At 66.5% G+C, this 14952-nt stretch carries 18 protein-coding genes; 6 read left to right on the forward strand and 12 right to left on the reverse strand.

Annotated elements, in window-relative coordinates:
* Positions 1–118 precede the first annotated feature (118 nt).
* Positions 119–907 (reverse strand): PRC-barrel domain-containing protein, encoded by a 789-nt coding sequence (locus tag VNQ78_RS12685; protein ID WP_325690255.1) that lies wholly within the window; start codon positions 905–907, stop codon positions 119–121.
* Positions 908–1071: 164 nt separating this feature from the next.
* Positions 1072–2193, reverse strand: coding sequence for an anhydro-N-acetylmuramic acid kinase (locus tag VNQ78_RS12690; protein ID WP_325690257.1), 1122 nt, complete (start codon positions 2191–2193; stop codon positions 1072–1074).
* A gap of 56 nt (positions 2194–2249) precedes the next feature.
* Here VNQ78_RS12690 and tyrS point away from each other — a divergent pair, with 56 nt between their 5' ends.
* Positions 2250–3494: a tyrosine--tRNA ligase gene (gene tyrS, locus VNQ78_RS12695; RefSeq protein ID WP_325690258.1), complete on the forward strand. Its 1245-nt coding sequence runs from the start codon at positions 2250–2252 to the stop codon at positions 3492–3494.
* Positions 3495–3545: 51 nt separating this feature from the next.
* Positions 3546–3962, forward strand: a complete 417-nt coding sequence (locus tag VNQ78_RS12700) for a GFA family protein (protein WP_325690260.1) — start codon at positions 3546–3548, stop codon at positions 3960–3962.
* Positions 3963–3964: 2 nt separating this feature from the next.
* Here the strand turns inward: VNQ78_RS12700 and VNQ78_RS12705 are convergent, their stop codons facing one another.
* The 4 genes from VNQ78_RS12705 to VNQ78_RS12720 form a co-directional block, all read right to left on the reverse strand.
* On the reverse strand, positions 3965–4534 hold the full coding sequence (locus VNQ78_RS12705) for a DUF2585 domain-containing protein (RefSeq protein WP_325690262.1): 570 nt from the start codon (positions 4532–4534) through the stop codon (positions 3965–3967).
* Between the two features lie 48 nt (positions 4535–4582).
* The gene (locus VNQ78_RS12710) at positions 4583–5038 is read right to left on the reverse strand and encodes a YaiI/YqxD family protein (protein WP_325690264.1); all 456 of its coding nucleotides are present in this window, start codon (positions 5036–5038) and stop codon (positions 4583–4585) included.
* A 71-nt stretch (positions 5039–5109) separates the two neighbouring features.
* Positions 5110–5703, reverse strand: coding sequence for a peptidylprolyl isomerase (locus VNQ78_RS12715; RefSeq protein ID WP_325690266.1), 594 nt, complete (start codon positions 5701–5703; stop codon positions 5110–5112).
* Positions 5693–6202 carry a peptidylprolyl isomerase gene (locus VNQ78_RS12720; protein ID WP_325690268.1) on the reverse strand — a complete coding sequence of 170 codons (510 nt, stop codon included), beginning with the start codon at positions 6200–6202 and terminating at the stop codon, positions 5693–5695. The genes VNQ78_RS12715 and VNQ78_RS12720 overlap by 11 nt, the downstream gene beginning before the upstream one ends.
* A gap of 163 nt (positions 6203–6365) precedes the next feature.
* Between VNQ78_RS12720 and VNQ78_RS12725 the strand changes: the two genes are divergently transcribed.
* A complete protein-coding gene (locus tag VNQ78_RS12725) occupies positions 6366–7562 on the forward strand; it encodes a phosphoglycerate kinase (RefSeq protein ID WP_325690270.1) in 1197 nt (398 codons plus the stop codon).
* Between the two features lie 47 nt (positions 7563–7609).
* On the opposite strand, the gene VNQ78_RS12730 is transcribed toward VNQ78_RS12725, so the two are convergent.
* Positions 7610–7792 carry a hypothetical protein gene (locus tag VNQ78_RS12730; protein ID WP_325690272.1) on the reverse strand — a complete coding sequence of 61 codons (183 nt, stop codon included), beginning with the start codon at positions 7790–7792 and terminating at the stop codon, positions 7610–7612.
* 203 nt (positions 7793–7995) lie between these two features.
* Between VNQ78_RS12730 and VNQ78_RS12735 the strand changes: the two genes are divergently transcribed.
* Positions 7996–8925, forward strand: coding sequence for a class I fructose-bisphosphate aldolase (locus VNQ78_RS12735; protein WP_325690274.1), 930 nt, complete (start codon positions 7996–7998; stop codon positions 8923–8925).
* 135 nt (positions 8926–9060) lie between these two features.
* On the forward strand, positions 9061–10131 hold the full coding sequence (ftsY, locus tag VNQ78_RS12740; RefSeq protein WP_325690275.1) for a signal recognition particle-docking protein FtsY: 1071 nt from the start codon (positions 9061–9063) through the stop codon (positions 10129–10131).
* Between the two features lie 57 nt (positions 10132–10188).
* Here the strand turns inward: ftsY and VNQ78_RS12745 are convergent, their stop codons facing one another.
* From VNQ78_RS12745 to hisS, 4 genes are read right to left on the reverse strand one after another with little or no spacing between them, the layout of a single operon-like run.
* Positions 10189–10557: a hypothetical protein gene (locus tag VNQ78_RS12745; RefSeq protein ID WP_325690277.1), complete on the reverse strand. Its 369-nt coding sequence runs from the start codon at positions 10555–10557 to the stop codon at positions 10189–10191.
* Between the two features lie 53 nt (positions 10558–10610).
* On the reverse strand, positions 10611–11288 hold the full coding sequence (gene hisG, locus VNQ78_RS12750; protein ID WP_325690279.1) for an ATP phosphoribosyltransferase: 678 nt from the start codon (positions 11286–11288) through the stop codon (positions 10611–10613).
* Positions 11285–12352 (reverse strand): ATP phosphoribosyltransferase regulatory subunit, encoded by a 1068-nt coding sequence (locus tag VNQ78_RS12755; RefSeq protein ID WP_325690281.1) that lies wholly within the window; start codon positions 12350–12352, stop codon positions 11285–11287. The genes hisG and VNQ78_RS12755 overlap by 4 nt, the downstream gene beginning before the upstream one ends.
* Positions 12349–13833, reverse strand: a complete 1485-nt coding sequence (gene hisS, locus VNQ78_RS12760; protein ID WP_325690282.1) for a histidine--tRNA ligase — start codon at positions 13831–13833, stop codon at positions 12349–12351. The genes VNQ78_RS12755 and hisS overlap by 4 nt, the downstream gene beginning before the upstream one ends.
* 48 nt (positions 13834–13881) lie before the next feature.
* On the opposite strand from hisS, the gene VNQ78_RS12765 reads away from it, so the two are divergent.
* Positions 13882–14097 (forward strand): SlyX family protein, encoded by a 216-nt coding sequence (locus tag VNQ78_RS12765; RefSeq protein ID WP_325690284.1) that lies wholly within the window; start codon positions 13882–13884, stop codon positions 14095–14097.
* Positions 14098–14170: 73 nt separating this feature from the next.
* Here VNQ78_RS12765 and VNQ78_RS12770 read toward each other — a convergent pair whose 3' ends face one another.
* A complete protein-coding gene (locus tag VNQ78_RS12770) occupies positions 14171–14689 on the reverse strand; it encodes a DUF4177 domain-containing protein (RefSeq protein WP_325690286.1) in 519 nt (172 codons plus the stop codon).
* Positions 14690–14952: the final 263 nt, after the last annotated feature.

Raw genomic sequence — 14952 nt, forward strand, 5'->3', positions numbered from 1 at the left:
AGTGGCGCGTCAAGGGCAAGTTTCAGGAAAAATCACGCCCGCGCGAAATTCCCTCCGGCAGGAAAAAGGGGGCGCCTCCCGGCACCCCCCGCATTCGCTGATCCGACCCGTGCGGGCATTACCTGCGGACGGTCTTCTCGTCGAAATCCGGCAGGGCCTGCAATTCTTCCTTGGTGTAGTTGGTGGCGAAGAAGGTGTCGTTTCCGACCGAAATCATGTGGATCGCATCGACGCCCAGCAGCACCTTCTTGGCCCCGATGCCAAGGAAGCCGCCGATATCGGCGATATAGCCCACGACCTGCCCCGAATCGTCCAGCACGATATCGTTGACCTTGGCGATGTCCTGCCACTCGGCCGGGCGCTCCTCCAGCGACTCGGGCTGGCTCCACTCGGTCGAGGACGGCTCGTTCGTGGTCCAGATCCGGCGGCTCGTCACCCATGAGCCGAGGACCCCCGGATCCGCTTCCGAGATCATCGGCGGATTGACGTCCGGCGGCGCGACCGGGGCCTTCCCGGCGGCATCGGCGGCGGCGTCAGCCGCGCTCGAGGCGGCGGATTCGGCGCTGTCCGCCGCGTCGGCCGCTTCTTCGGCCGCGTCCTCGGACATGCCCTGCGCGGCGGTCGCCGCATCGTCGGCGGCGGTTGCCGCGGCATCGGCGGCGGTATCCGCGGCAGCGGCCGCGTCACCCGCGGCATCGGCGGCGGCGGCCCCGGCCTCGTCGGCAGCGGTCTCGGCCGCTTCAGCGGCGCTTTCGGCCGCGCTCTCAGCCATGTCGGCAGCTTCCTCGGCCGATGGAGCGGCGGGGGCGGTCGCGGCAGGCGGCTGCTCGGTCTCGGCGGGGGTGGTCTGCGCATAGGCCGGTGCGACGAGGGCAAGCGCAGTCGCGGCGATGACAAGAGGTTTCATGGACGATGTCCTTTCCGGTTGTCGTTTCTGGGGAACGGCCCTTGCCGTCCGATGGCATTGAAACGCCGCGAATTCCGTCATCGTTCCGCGACAACTTCAGTAATTCCGATCACGAAAAAGTAGGATCAACAAGGGATTGCCGCAAATCCTCTTCCAGCCGCCCGCTAAAAACGAAGGCGGGGATGGCTGATCCGTCCGCCGCAGACCGGCCCCGGTGCCCCGGTCGTGCCCGGCCCCGAGGTCGGAAGCCCGCGCAGCACCCGCACGGCGAGCCAGCCGAAGGCCTGCGCCTCCAGCATGTCGCCATCAAGCCCGGCCTCCTCGACCGCCGCCACCGGAACCGGCAGGCGATGCGCCAGCGCATCCATCATCGCCCGGTTGTGCCGCCCACCGCCGCAGACCAGAACCCGCGCCGGCAGGGCCGGCAAAAGCGCGATGCCCGCAGCCACCGCAGCGGCGGCGGCATGGGTCAGCGTCGCGGCGGCACCGGCGTCGCCCAGCGCCGCGACCTCGGTCAGCAGGCCGGGGAAGGCATCGCGATCCAAGGATTTCGGCACCGGCCGCGCGAAATGCGGATGGGCGAGGTAACGCGCCAGCACCCCCTCGTCCGGCTGCCCCTGCAAGGCCAGCGCGCCGCCCTCGTCGCGGACGCTGCCGCGACGAAGCCGCATCAGGTCGTTCAGCGGCGCATTGGCGGGGCCGGTGTCAAAGGCGATGCACGCGCCGTGCGCTTCGGGCGCGCTGGCTGCGGGATCGACCCAGGTGAGGTTTCCGACCCCGCCGAGGTTCAGGAAGGCCACCGGCTCGGGTGGCAGAAACCCCTGCCCTATCGCCCATTCGGCGCAGGCCCAATGGAAGAAGGGCGCAAGCGGCGCGCCCTCGCCCCCTTGCCGCACATCCTCGGACCGGAAATCCCAGACCACCGGCCGCCCCAGCCTTTGCGCCAGCGCCGCGCCGTCGCCGGCCTGATGCGTGCCCCGCCCCTGCGGGTCATGGGCCAGCGTCTGGCCGTGATAGCCGACCAGTTCCGCCTCGGGGAAGGTTTCGGCCAGCGCGGCATGGGCCGCGACCGAAAGCTCCGCCGCCTCGGCCACGTCCGGCCCGCCGGGCCATTGCCCCAGCGCGGCATGAAGCATCGCCGATTCATTGCCGGAATAGGCGCGATAGGCGCTGCGGCCGAAATCCGCGATGCGGCTGCCATCGGTTTCGATCATCGCGGCATCCACCCCGTCCAGCGAGGTTCCCGACATCATCCCCAATGCGCGAATGGTTCCGTCCGCTGTCATCGCTTTCCCTTTGCCCCATTGCCCGGTATATCCGCGCCATTCGAAAGGAAAAGCTCATGACCTACCATGCCAAATCGGACTTTCTCCATGTCATGATCGAGCGCGGCTATCTGGCGGACTGCACTGACCTGCAGGCGCTGGACGAGGCGCTGATCAACGGACCGATCACGGCATATATCGGTTATGACGCGACCGCAGCCAGCCTGCATGTCGGGCACCTCCTGAACATCATGATGCTGCGCTGGTTCCAGAAGACCGGTAACCGCCCGATCACGCTGATGGGCGGCGGCACGACCAAGGTGGGCGACCCCAGCTTCCGCAGCGAGGAACGCCCGCTGCTGACCCCGGATGCCATCCAGTCGAATATCGACGGGATGGGACAGGTCTTTGCCCGCTACCTCGATTACGGCGAGGGCAAGGCGAAGATGCTCAACAATGCCGAATGGCTCGACAACCTGAACTACCTCGATTTCCTGCGCGACATCGGGCGGCATTTCTCGGTCAACCGGATGCTGTCGTTTGAATCGGTGAAGTCCCGGCTGGATCGCGAGCAATCGTTGAGCTTCCTTGAGTTCAACTACATGATCCTGCAGGCCTACGACTTCCTCGAACTCTACCGCCGCTACGACTGCCGGTTGCAGATGGGCGGCTCGGACCAATGGGGCAATATCGTCAACGGCATCGACCTGACCCGGCGGGTTCTCGACAGCGAGATCTGGGGCCTGACCTCGCCGCTGCTGACCACCTCGGACGGGCGCAAGATGGGCAAGTCGGCGGGCGGCGCGGTCTGGCTGAACGGCGCGATGCTTTCTCCCTATGAGTTCTGGCAGTTCTGGCGCAACTCGACCGATGCCGATGTCGGGCGGTTCCTGAAGCTCTATACCGATCTGCCGGTGGATGAATGCGACCGTCTGGGCGCGCTGCAGGGGTCCGAGATCAACGCGGCCAAGATCATCCTCGCGAATGAGGTCACGACGCTGCTGCACGGCGCGGAAGCCGCCGCCAGCGCCGAGGCGACCGCCCGCGAGGTCTTCGAGCAGGGCGGCGCCGGTGGCGATCTGGAGGTCGCGACGATCAGCGCCGATGCGCTTGGCGCGGGTCTGTCGGTCGTGCAGCTTCTGGTTCAGACCGGCATCGCGCCTTCGGGGAAAGAGGCCAAGCGCCTGATCGCCGAGGGTGGGCTGCGGCTCAACAACGAAGCCGTCAGCGATCCGCAGCTTGCCGTCGATGCGGGGCTGATCGGGGACGGGCTGAAGGTCTCGGTCGGCAAGAAGAAGCACCGCATGGTGCAGATCGGATGATCGGAAGGCCGGGGCGATCCCCCGGCCTTTTCCTCATGGAAGGACCGCAAGATGACTGACGATAACGCCCCGCTCGATGCCGCGTGCCATTGCGGGGCCGTGCGTTTCCGCGTGCGGCTGGCGGACGGCTTCAACACGGCGCGCCGCTGCGACTGTTCGTTCTGCGCCATGCGCGGCGCGGTCGCCGTCACCGCGCGCATCGGCGATCTGGAGATCACCGCGGGCGAGGAGAACCTTTCGCTCTATCAGTTCAACACCGGGGCGGCGAAGCATTATTTCTGCCGGACCTGCGGCATCTACACGCATCACCAGCGCCGCTCCGATCCGACGCAATTCGGCATCAATGTCGCCTGTATCGAGGGGAAAAGCCCCTTCGACTTTGCCGAGGTCGTCGTGACCGACGGGGTCCACCACCCCTCGGACGGCCCCTCGGGGATCGCGGGAATGCTGCGCTTTACCCGCGCCTGAACCTATTGCCCCAGCGCGGCCTGCCAGTCGCGCACGGCGTCGAGCGGCCAGACCAGCATCAGCACGTTCAGCGTGAGCCCGTCGCGGATCAGCCATGTCGTGAGCAGCTCGAACCCGACCACGATCGCGACCGAGGCCCAGATCGGCAGGCGCGAGGCGAGGAAGAAGCCCAGCACCATCGCCAGAATGTCCGAGACCGAGTTGATCACGCTGTCGCCGAAGTAATCCAGCGAGATCGTCACCGCGCGATAGCGCTCGATCACGGCATCGGAATTCTCGACGATCTCCCATGCCGCCTCAACCAGCGTGGCAATCGCCAGCCGCCAGCCGAAGGGCAGCCGCCGCGCCACCAGCCACAGCCCGGCATAGAACAGGATGCCGTGGATGATATGCGAGGGCGTATAGCAGTCGGTGAGATGCTGCGAGTTCTCGGAACTCATCGTCTCGCCATGCCAGAGCTTGACGTAGCCGCATTTGCAGATCGGCTCTCGCCCGATCCAGAGCAGCCACGCCGCGGCGGCGGCGATGATGAGGGCGGTGGCCAGATAAGGGGCGAGGCGGCGCTGGTTCATGGCCCGACAGACCATGTTCGGGCCACGCTGTCCATAACCTGCGCAGGTTCAGCCGATGCGCTGTGCCGCCACCATCACACGGTCGAGGGATTGCAGGAACTGCGCGCGGTCCGCCTTGGTGAAGCCGCCGCCTTTGCCCTGATGGAAGGGATCCGCCGCGCGGATGTCCTGCATCAGGTCGCGCGTGGCAAGGCGCCCGCCGATATTCGCCAGCGTCAGCACTTCGCCATTCGGCTGGACGACCTGCGCGCCGGCCTTCAGGCAGCGATCGGCCAGCGGAATGTCGGTCGTCACCACCACATCGCCCGGCCCGCAATGCTCGGCGATCCACTTGTCGGCGACATCCGGGCCTTCGGGGACGATCACCAGCGAGACGAAAGGATTTGGGGACGGGCGCAACCCGCCATTGCAGACCAGCACCATCGGCAGGCGCAGCCGGGTGGCGACGCGCTCGGCCTCGGCCTTGACCGGGCAGGCATCTGCATCGACGTAAAGCGTGGTCATGGGCATTCCTCTGCTGCAAGCAAGAAGCCCCGCGCGGGCGGGGCTTCCCAGATTTCGCGGGGGCGGCAGGATCACTCCTGCACGGTCACCTTGACCATGTAGTCCGGCTCGACCACCGAACCGTTGGCGGCGGGGTCGCCCTTCTTGATCGCGTTCAGCACCTCCCAGCCTTCGACCAGCTGGCCCACGACGGTATATTGCCCGTCGAGGAACTCGGCCGGGGCGAGGTCGATGAAGAACTGGCTGTTGGCGCTGTTCGGATCCTGCGCGCGGGCCATGCCGACCGTGCCGCGCTGGAAGCTCACATCGTTGAACTCGGCCGCGAGGTCCGGCATGGACGAGCCGCCCATGCCGGCGCGCGCCGTATCCGCGCCGTGCTTGCCGAATTCCACGTCGCCAGTCTGGGCCATGAAACCGTCGATGACGCGGTGGAAGACCACACCGTCATAGGTGCCGGATTTCGCCAGCGTCACCAGCCGCTCGACATGCTTCGGAGCCTTGTCGGTGTAAAGGTCCAGCACGATCTTGCCCTTGGCGGCGCCGGTCGCATCCGCGACCTCGATCACCAGATTCGGGCCGGGACCGTCGCTGACGCCCGGCAGGCCCTCGGCATGGGCGGCGCCTGCGGCAAGCAGAAGCGCCGGAACCAGAACCTTACTGAACATCAGCCGCCACCTTGACCGAGATCATGCGGTCGGGATTCGCCGGCGGCTCGCCCCGGGCGATCTTGTCGACATGCTCCATGCCCTCGATCACGCGGCCATAGACCGTGTATTGACCGTTCAGGAAATGGTTGTCCTTGAAGTTGATGAAGAACTGGCTGTTGGCCGAGTTCGGGTTCATCGACCGCGCCGCGCCCAGCGTGCCGCGGTCATGCGGCAGGCGCGAGAACTCGGCCGGAAGATCCGGCAGGTCCGAACCGCCCGTGCCGGCACGGCCCGGATTGTAGTTGTTTTCCATGTTGGCATGCTCGACATCGCCGGTCTGGGCCATGAAGCCCTCGATCACGCGGTGGAAGGCGACATTGTCGTATTTTCCGGCGCGGGCCAGTTCCTTCATCCGCTCGACATGCTTCGGGGCGACGTCAGACAGCAGTTCGATCACGACCGGGCCGTCCTTCAGCTCGATGATCACCGTGTTTTCCGGATCCTTGATCTCGGCCATGGGGGGTCTCCTTCTGATGGCTCGGGAAAAGGCATAAGCATTTCGGCCGGTTCGTTCAACGCCACCATTGCCCAGCGGTCCACCGCCGGTGCAGGTTGACGAAAATGTCAAGTTGCGTGACAACGCCCACGGCTGCGCGAACGGAGCAATGAAAGGGACAAGCATGACGGATTTCAACACGATCGACGACCTCGACCTTGACGGCAAGGTGGTCCTGACCCGCGTGGACCTGAACGTCCCCGTCGAGAATGGCGTGGTGACCGATGCGACCCGGATCGAAAAGATCGTCCCCACGATCAAGGACATCCAGGCCAAGGGCGGGATCCCGGTCCTGCTGGCCCATTTCGACCGCCCGAAAGGCCAGCGCGTCGAAAGCATGAGCCTGAAGGTCGTGCTGCCGGCGCTGGAAAAGGCTTTGGGCCAGCCGGTGAAATTCTCCGAGGAAGCCATCGGCGGCGTCGCCAAGCGCGCGGTCGCCGACCTCAAGCCCGGCGATGTGCTGCTGCTCGAGAACACCCGCTTCTATCCGGGCGAGGAAGCGAACGACCCGACCTTCGCCGCCTCGATTGCGGCGCTGGGGCAAGCCTATGTGAATGACGCCTTCTCGGCCGCGCATCGCGCCCATGCCTCGACCGAGGGCATCGCGCGGCTGCTGCCCGCCGCGGCCGGTCGCCTGATGGAGGCCGAACTGAAGGCCCTCGACGCCGCCCTCGGCAACCCGCAGCGCCCGGTCACGGCAGTGGTCGGCGGGGCCAAGGTCTCGACCAAGCTCGACCTGCTCGGCAATCTCATCAGCAAGGTCGACCATCTGATCATCGGCGGCGGCATGGCGAATACCTTCCTGGTCGCTCAAGGGATCGAGGTCGGCAAGTCGCTGGCCGAACGCGACATGGCCGACACCGCGCGCGAGATCATGGCCAAGGCCAGCGGCGCGGGCTGCACCATCCATCTGCCGGTCGACGTCGTCGTCGCGCGCGAGTTCAAGGCCGGGGCCGAGAACGAGACCGTCGCCGCCGATGCCTGCCCGCCCGATGCGATGATCCTCGATGCCGGTCCCGCCACGGTCGAGAAGATCTGCGAGGTCTTCGGCCAGTCGCGCACGCTGATCTGGAACGGCCCGCTCGGCGCCTTCGAGATCGCGCCCTTCGATACCGCGACCAATGACGCCGCGCGCGAGGCCGCGAAGCTGACCCGCGAGGCCAAGCTGATCTCGGTCGCGGGTGGCGGTGATACGGTGGCGGCGCTGAACAAGGCGGGCGTCTCGGGCGACTTCACCTTCATCTCGACGGCGGGCGGCGCTTTCCTCGAATGGATGGAAGGCAAAGAACTGCCCGGCGTCGCGGCGCTGCAAAAGCGCTGATCGCGACGGGATCGAGGGGGCCGCGAGGCCCCCTTTTTCATTCCCGCCTAGCTCGTCGCGGGGGCCGCCGCGACGGGCAGGTTGCGTTCGATGTCGCGCGCCTCGGTATCGCGGAACAGGATATACATGAATGTCCCTGCCGCGATCACGAAAGCCAGCGCGAATACCAGAAAGAACGGCCGGTTGTGCCGGAACTGGTCGGGAATGCTGTCGGGGTCTTCATTGGCCATGGGTCTTTCCACACCTTGATGCCATCACCGGAAACGCCTTTCCGCCGAACCGGTTCCGCTATTGCCGTCCCAATCGGCACAATTTCTCCCAACTGTAAGGTTCTCCGCTTAGGCACTGAAAAGTCAGGGACGTGTTAGCGCAATCCGAATTGCCCTTGCTGGTGGTTTTGTTAAGTCACGCCCGAACTGGATTGGAGTTTCAGATGCAGATGACCGATACTGTCCGCAAGATCCTCGCCAATTACGAAGGCGAGACCCCCGGCGTGAAAGCGCAACTGGCGCGCATGCTGATGACCGGCAAGCTTGCGGGTACCGGCAAGATGATCATCCTGCCCGTGGACCAGGGCTTCGAGCACGGTCCGGCGCGCAGCTTCGCTCCGAACCCGGCGGGCTATGACCCCCATTACCACTACCAACTGGCGATCGACGCGGGCCTGAACGCCTATGCCGCGCCCTTGGGCATGATCGAGGCAGGCGCCGACACCTTTGCCGGCCAGATCCCGACCATCCTCAAGGTGAACTCGGCCAATTCGCTGATGTCGGACACCGCCGGCAAGAACCAGGCCATCACCGCCTCGGTCGATGACGCGCTGCGCCTTGGCTGCGCCGCGATCGGCTTCACCATCTATCCGGGTTCGGACATGGCGCTCGACATGTTCGAAGAGATCGTCGAGATGCGCAAGGAAGCCGCCGCCAAGGGCGTCGCGACCGTCATCTGGTCCTATCCGCGCGGCGAGGCGATCACCAAGGACGGCGAGACCGCGATCGACATCGCAGCCTATGCCGCCCAGATCGCGGCCCTGATCGGCGCTCATATCATCAAGATCAAACTCTCGACCGACCACCTGATGCTGCCCGAAGCGAAGAAGGTCTATGAGGAGAAGAAGATCGACATCTCGACCCAGGCGAAGCGTGTCGAGCATTGCATGCAGGCGTCGTTCAACGGTCGCCGCATCGTCGTCTTCTCGGGTGGCGCGGCCAAGGGTGCGGATGCCGTCTATGACGACGCCCGCGCGATCCGCGATGGCGGCGGCAATGGCTCGATCATCGGCCGCAACAGCTTCCAGCGTTCGCGCGAGGATGCGCTGGAGATGCTGAACAAGCTGGTCGACATCTACCTCGGCAAGGCCTGATTGCGCGGTTCGTGGGGCTCTGCCCCACACCCCGGGGTATTTTCCGAAACAGTGAAGAGGGGGCGTCCACCGGGCGCCCTTTTCCTTTGGGGCGATAAGCCCTAGGTTCTGCGCCAAAGAATGAAGGATGGGTGCATGTCGTTTTTCTCGAAGCTGCGCGACCGGCTGACGCGGTCCTCGTCGAAGATCGACGAGGGGTTGAACGATATCGTCGCGGAGGGGGGGACGACGGCCGGGGAGGAGGTAACTCGCCCTGCCCCTGCCGCGCCAGCCGCCCCTGAGCCTCAGCCCGAGGCTCCGGCGACGCCTGATCCTGCTCTGCGCCCCGGGATGCTGGGCCGGTTATTCGGTCGCGGCGGCAGTGACGAGCCGCGCCGCGAACTGGACGACGCGATGCTGGAAGATCTCGAGGAGATGCTGATCCAGGCCGATATGGGGGTCGAGACATCGCTGCGCGTCACCGCCAATCTTGCCGAGGGCCGGATGGGCCGCCGCGTCTCGGCAACGGAGTTGAAGGAACTGCTTGCGGACGAGATCGCGCGGATCATGACACCGGTTGCAAAACCCCTGCCCCTCTATCCCAAGCGCCCGCAGGTCGTGCTGGTCGTCGGCGTCAATGGCGCGGGCAAGACGACGACGATCGGCAAGCTCGCCAGCCAGTTCAAGTCGGCAGGCAAGCGCGTGGTGATTGCCGCCGGCGACACGTTCCGCGCCGCCGCGGTCGAGCAGTTGCAGATCTGGGGCCAGCGCGCCGGGGTGCCGGTCATGACCGCGCCCGAGGGCTCTGATCCGGCGAGCCTCGCTTTCGACGCCATGGCCCGGGCCGAGGCCGAGGGCGCCGATCTTCTGATGATCGACACCGCCGGCCGCCTGCAGAACCGCCAGGATCTCATGGAAGAGCTGGCGAAGATCGTTCGCGTCATCCGCAAGCGCGACCCTTCGGCGCCCCATAACACGCTTCTGGTCCTCGATGCGACGACCGGTCAGAACGCGCTGAACCAGGTCGAGACCTTCCAGAAACTGGCCGATGTCTCCGGCCTCGTGATGACGAAGCTTGACGGCACCGCGCGGGGCGGCGTCCTCGTCGCGCTCGCCGACCGATTTGGCCTGCCCATCCACGCGATCGGCGTCGGAGAACAGATCGACGATCTCGACGCGTTCGACGCCCGCGATTTCGCCCGCGCTCTGGTGGGATTGGGCGAATAGCCCGCCCATTCACCGTTTTTCAAATACCCATTCGCGACGGCGCAACCGGCATCGCCCTCAGGGTTTCACCAAATGCGAATCCGTCTTCGTCGTCGTTTCCGGTGCCACATTGCCGGAGGCTTCGGCTGCTGGCATGGAGACGTCCTGCGGCGGGGTGAAGGGCGCTGTCAGCTCTGCCTTTCCGGCCTTCTTGTCATAGATACAGACATAGCGATCGGCCCCACCATCGGGCAGCGTGGTGATCAGCAGCGCCGCCCCGTAGCTTTCCGAGCCGAAGGGATTCACCTCGATCGCGGTTTCCCCTTCCGCGGGGGCAAGCGCGGTGCAGGCGGTCTCGACAGCGGCGCGGAACTCCTCCCACGCGTCCTCGGAAGAGGCATAGGCGGGGCTGGCGGCAAGAACTGCCAGAAGGATCGGCAGGCGCATGGACTTTCTCCCATTCTGAGACAAGCCCAACGTCGCAAGGCGGCGGCGGGTTTCTAGAACCCCAATTGCCGGATGAAGGCCCGCACCTCGTCCTCGTCCCCAGCCGCGATCGAACGCAAGAGCGTCGCCTGCGAACGCAGGATCGGCTCCCCTCCGATGATCTTCAGGTGATTGGCGCGCAGCGTCTCGCCCGAGGAGGTGATGTCGGCGATCGCATCGGCGGTCAGATTGGCCACCGTCCCCTCGGTCGCACCCTGGCTGTCGACGAGTTGATAATCGGCCACTTCCGCCTCCGAGAGCCAGGCCCGGACCAGCCGGTGATACTTGGTCGCGATGCGCAAGCGGAAGCCATGCTCGGCCCGGAAGTCCCGCGCGATGGTGGCAAGGTCGTCAAGGTCGTCGCAATCGATCCAGCAGGCCGGCACCGCGAGGATCAGGTCGGCATGGCCGAAGCCCATCGGAACCACTTCCTCGACATGGCTCCGCCAGCCCGAGAGCTTTTCGCGGATCAGGTCGGTGCCGGTGACGCCCAGATGGATGCGCCCGGATTTGAGTTCGCGCGGGATCTCGCCCGCCGAGAGCAGGACCAGCGCGACATCGCCCGCGCCCTCGACCGAACCCGCATATTCCCGTTCCGACCCCGCGCGCGAGAGGCGCACGCCGCGTTCGGCGAACCATTCGAAGCATTGCTCCATGAGCCGTCCCTTGGACGGCACGCCGAGCCGGATCATTGGAGCCCCCCGAGTTCGTGGATCAGGCCGGGGCGGATGATGCCGCCCACCGCCGGGATCGAGCGGCCGCGCGATTGGCCAAGCATCGCGGCCAGCGCGTCATAGCGCCCGCCTGAGGCGACCGGGGGCCAGTCCGCCCTGCCCGGCGCGGCAAAGCTGAAAGTCATCCCGTCGTAATATTCCATCGTGTGGCGGCCGTGGCTCGCGTCGAAACGGATGGAAGCGACATCGACGCCGCGACGGGACAGGTCGGCAAGGTTGCGTTCCAGCCGGTCGACGGCCTCGGTGATGTCGGGGATCTCGGCCGCGAGCCGGCGCAGTTCCGCCAGAGCCTCGGGCGCGGCGGCATTGACGGCGAAGAGCCGGTCGAGACGATCGACCCATTGCGGGGCCAGCGGAACCTCGGCGGCATCGGCGCGCAGCCGGTCGAGCCGCGCCTGCATCTCGTCCCGCGAGCGAAGCCCGGTCCACGGTGCTTCCGTTGGTTCGAAATCGCGGGCGGCTGCGGGGGCGCTGAAGCGCCGCAGCAGCCGGGTGAAGCGTTTCGGCCGCCAGATATGGTGGAGAAGCGCCGCGCGGCGCGCGCCCGAAAGCGGCAGCGCGCGCACCGCATCCATCAGCAGGTCCATGTCGCCCATGCTCGCCTGAAGGTTCAGGGGCGCGAGGATGCGGTGGAAAAGCGCGAAGACCTCGGCATCGGCATCGGGATCGCGGGCGAAAAGCTCGAACCCGGCCTGAAGATATTCGTTGTCGCGCGGATGCTCGGGCTGGGTTTCACCGTGGTCCTGCTTGCGGAAGACCTCGCCCAGATAGCAATAGCGCGCCGGCTCGGCGCCGTTCTCCATATGCATCTGGACGACGGGAACCGTGAAATCGGGACGCAGCACCACCTCGCCCCGGATCGGATCCTGGGTGACATAGGCGCGGGCGCGGATGTCCTCGCCATAAAGGTCCAGAAGCGTCTCGGCCGGCAGCAGGATGTCGGGCGCGACCTCCTCGGCCCCCGCCTCGCGGAAGGCGCTGAGGATCCGCTGGCCAATTGCCTGTTTCTCGCGCTTGCTCATCCGAGGATACGCCGGACTTCGGCGACGAGGTCGCCGCGCGCCACCTCGGTCTGGGCGGGCTGGGCCTTCCATTCCTCGTGGCTGGCCTCAGCCGCGATTTTCGCGCCAAGGACCAGATCCTTGACCTGAACCACGCCGCGCGCCGCCTCGTCGCCGCCCTGGATGATGGCGATGGGCGAGTTGCGCTTGTCGGCATATTTGAGCTGGTTGCCGAAATTCTTGGGGTTACCCAGATAGACCTCGGCCCGGATGCCGGCGGCGCGGAGTTCGGCCGCCATGGCGTAATAGTCGGGCATCCGGTCGCGGTCCATGACGGTGACGACGACGGGGCCCTGATCCTCGCCGCCCATCAGGCCCTTGGCGCGGAGCGCGGCCAGGAGGCGGTCGACGCCGATCGAAACGCCGGTCGCGGGCACCTTCTGGCCGGTGAAGCGTTCGACCAGCCCGTCATAGCGCCCGCCGCCGGCGACGCTTCCGAATTGCCGCTTGCGGCCCTTTTCGTCGAGGATCTCGAAGGTCAGCTCGGCCTCGAAGACCGGGCCGGTGTAATAGCCAAGGCCGCGCACGATCGAGGGGTCGATGACTGCCCGATCCTCGCCCACGCCCATCGCGGCGAGCATGTCCGAGATCTGCGCCAGTTCCTCGACGCCCTCGGCGCCGGTCGCGGATGCCCCCACCGCCGCGCGCAGGTTCGAAAGCGTCGCGGCATTGTCCGCGCCCTTCGAGGTCAGGAAGGCGATGACCGGATCGGCCTGTTCGGGCGAGAGGCCGACGCCCTCGATCTCGGCCCCGGATTCGTCCTTGCGGCCGGTGGTCAGGAGCTGGCGCACGCCTGCCTCGCCGACCTTGTCGAACTTGTCGATGGTGCGCAGGACGTCATCCGCAGGCTTGCCCGGCTCGACCCCCATCGCCTCGAGGATGCCGTTCAGAACCTTGCGGTTGTTGATGCGGATCAGATAATCGCCGCGCTGGATGCCGGCATGTTCGAGCGCCGCCGCGAGCATCCCGCAGATCTCGGCATCGGCCGCGACCGAGGCGCTGCCCACCGTATCGGCGTCGCATTGGTAGAACTGGCGGAAACGGCCGGGACCGGGTTTCTCGTTGCGCCAGACCGGGCCCATCGCATAGCGGCGATAGGGGGATGGCAGGTCGTTTCGGAATTGCGCCGCGACGCGGGCGAGCGGTGCGGTCAGGTCATAGCGCAGCGCGAGCCAGTCGCCTGCCCCGCCGCCCGGGACTTCGGCCTCCTGCCAGGCGAAGACGCCGGCATTGGGGCGGTCCACATCGGGCAGGAATTTCCCCAGCGCCTCGACGGTCTCGACCGCGCTGGTTTCCAGTGGCTCGAAGCCGTAACGATGATAGACCTCGGCGATGTGGTCGAGCATCTGCTTGCGCTCGGTCACATCCGCGCCGAAATAGTCGCGGAACCCCTTGGGCGTCTCTGCCTTGGGTCGGGGTTGCTTTTTCTGATCTTTCGCCATGGTACGCCTCGGGCTTTTCCATGCGGGGGTCTAACGGATGGAGGATGCATGGACAAGCAGGCGCTGGAGAGAACCGAGCGGCTCGAGGAAGCGGTGGCGCATCTGACGCGCATCGCGGAGGACCTGTCCGGCATCGTCGCGCGGCAGGAAGGCGAGATCGCGCGCATCATGCGACGCCTCGACATGCTGATGGAGCGGGAGGCCGAGCGCGAAGCCGAGGGCGGGACGATTCCCCTGGCCGATCAGCGTCCGCCGCATTGGTGACGGAGGGAGGGGCGCTGCCCCTCGCCCCCGTGCCGGGGGCTCACCCCGGGGTATTTCGGAAACAGTGAAGCCGTCAGCGGCTGGCCGGGCCGAGCCGGGGGCCCGCTGGTGCGGAAATTTCGGGGGCGCTGAGCGGCGGTTCGGTGACGCGGGCGGGCGTGGGGCGCGCATTCGACCGCATCGGCTGGCTGAAGGGCGCGCGGACCGGCGCATCGGCCGGAAGATCGACCACCACCTGAGCGGGACGTTCCTGCATCGCAGGCTCGGGCGCCGGCGCGGTCACCGGGGCCGGAGCGGCGGGCGGAGCCTCGGGCGCGGCGTTGGCGGCGGCCGGGGTGGGTTCGCGGAGCGGCACCGGCCCCGTCGGGCGGCGGAAGATCAGGAGGTTGTGATAGATGGTCGTGCGGCTGGTCAGGCCCGAGCGTTCCTCGGCCGGCAGCACCTCGGCCCGGACATATTCCCAGCCGTCGCGGGCCATCGTGTTCAGCACGTCGCCGAGCGTGGCGGCAAAGCGTTCGATCCCGGCCTTGGCGCCTTTCGATTTTTCTGCGCGCCCCGGTGCGGGGATGACGGTGTATTCGTAGCTGCTCATCGTCTGGCCTTTCCTTTGTGCCAGAGGTTAGGCGAGATATGCGCGCAAGAAAAGCGGGGCCGGTGAGGCGAAGGTGCGGCGGCGCGGGGCGTGGCGGCCCTGTTCGTCGGGAAACCGGGGAAAGGCTAGGCTCCAGACCCATTGATTTCGTGCCTTTGGCGTGTTTCAGGCTCCGCAAGGAGAACTGACCGATGGGCAATTTTTTCTGGCTGAGCGAGGCGCAGATGGAGCGGCTAAGGCCCTTCTTTCCCAAGAGCCACGGC

This window comes from Paracoccus sp. (in: a-proteobacteria) (assembly GCF_035556475.1).
In the GTDB taxonomy this organism is placed as follows: domain Bacteria; phylum Pseudomonadota; class Alphaproteobacteria; order Rhodobacterales; family Rhodobacteraceae; genus Paracoccus.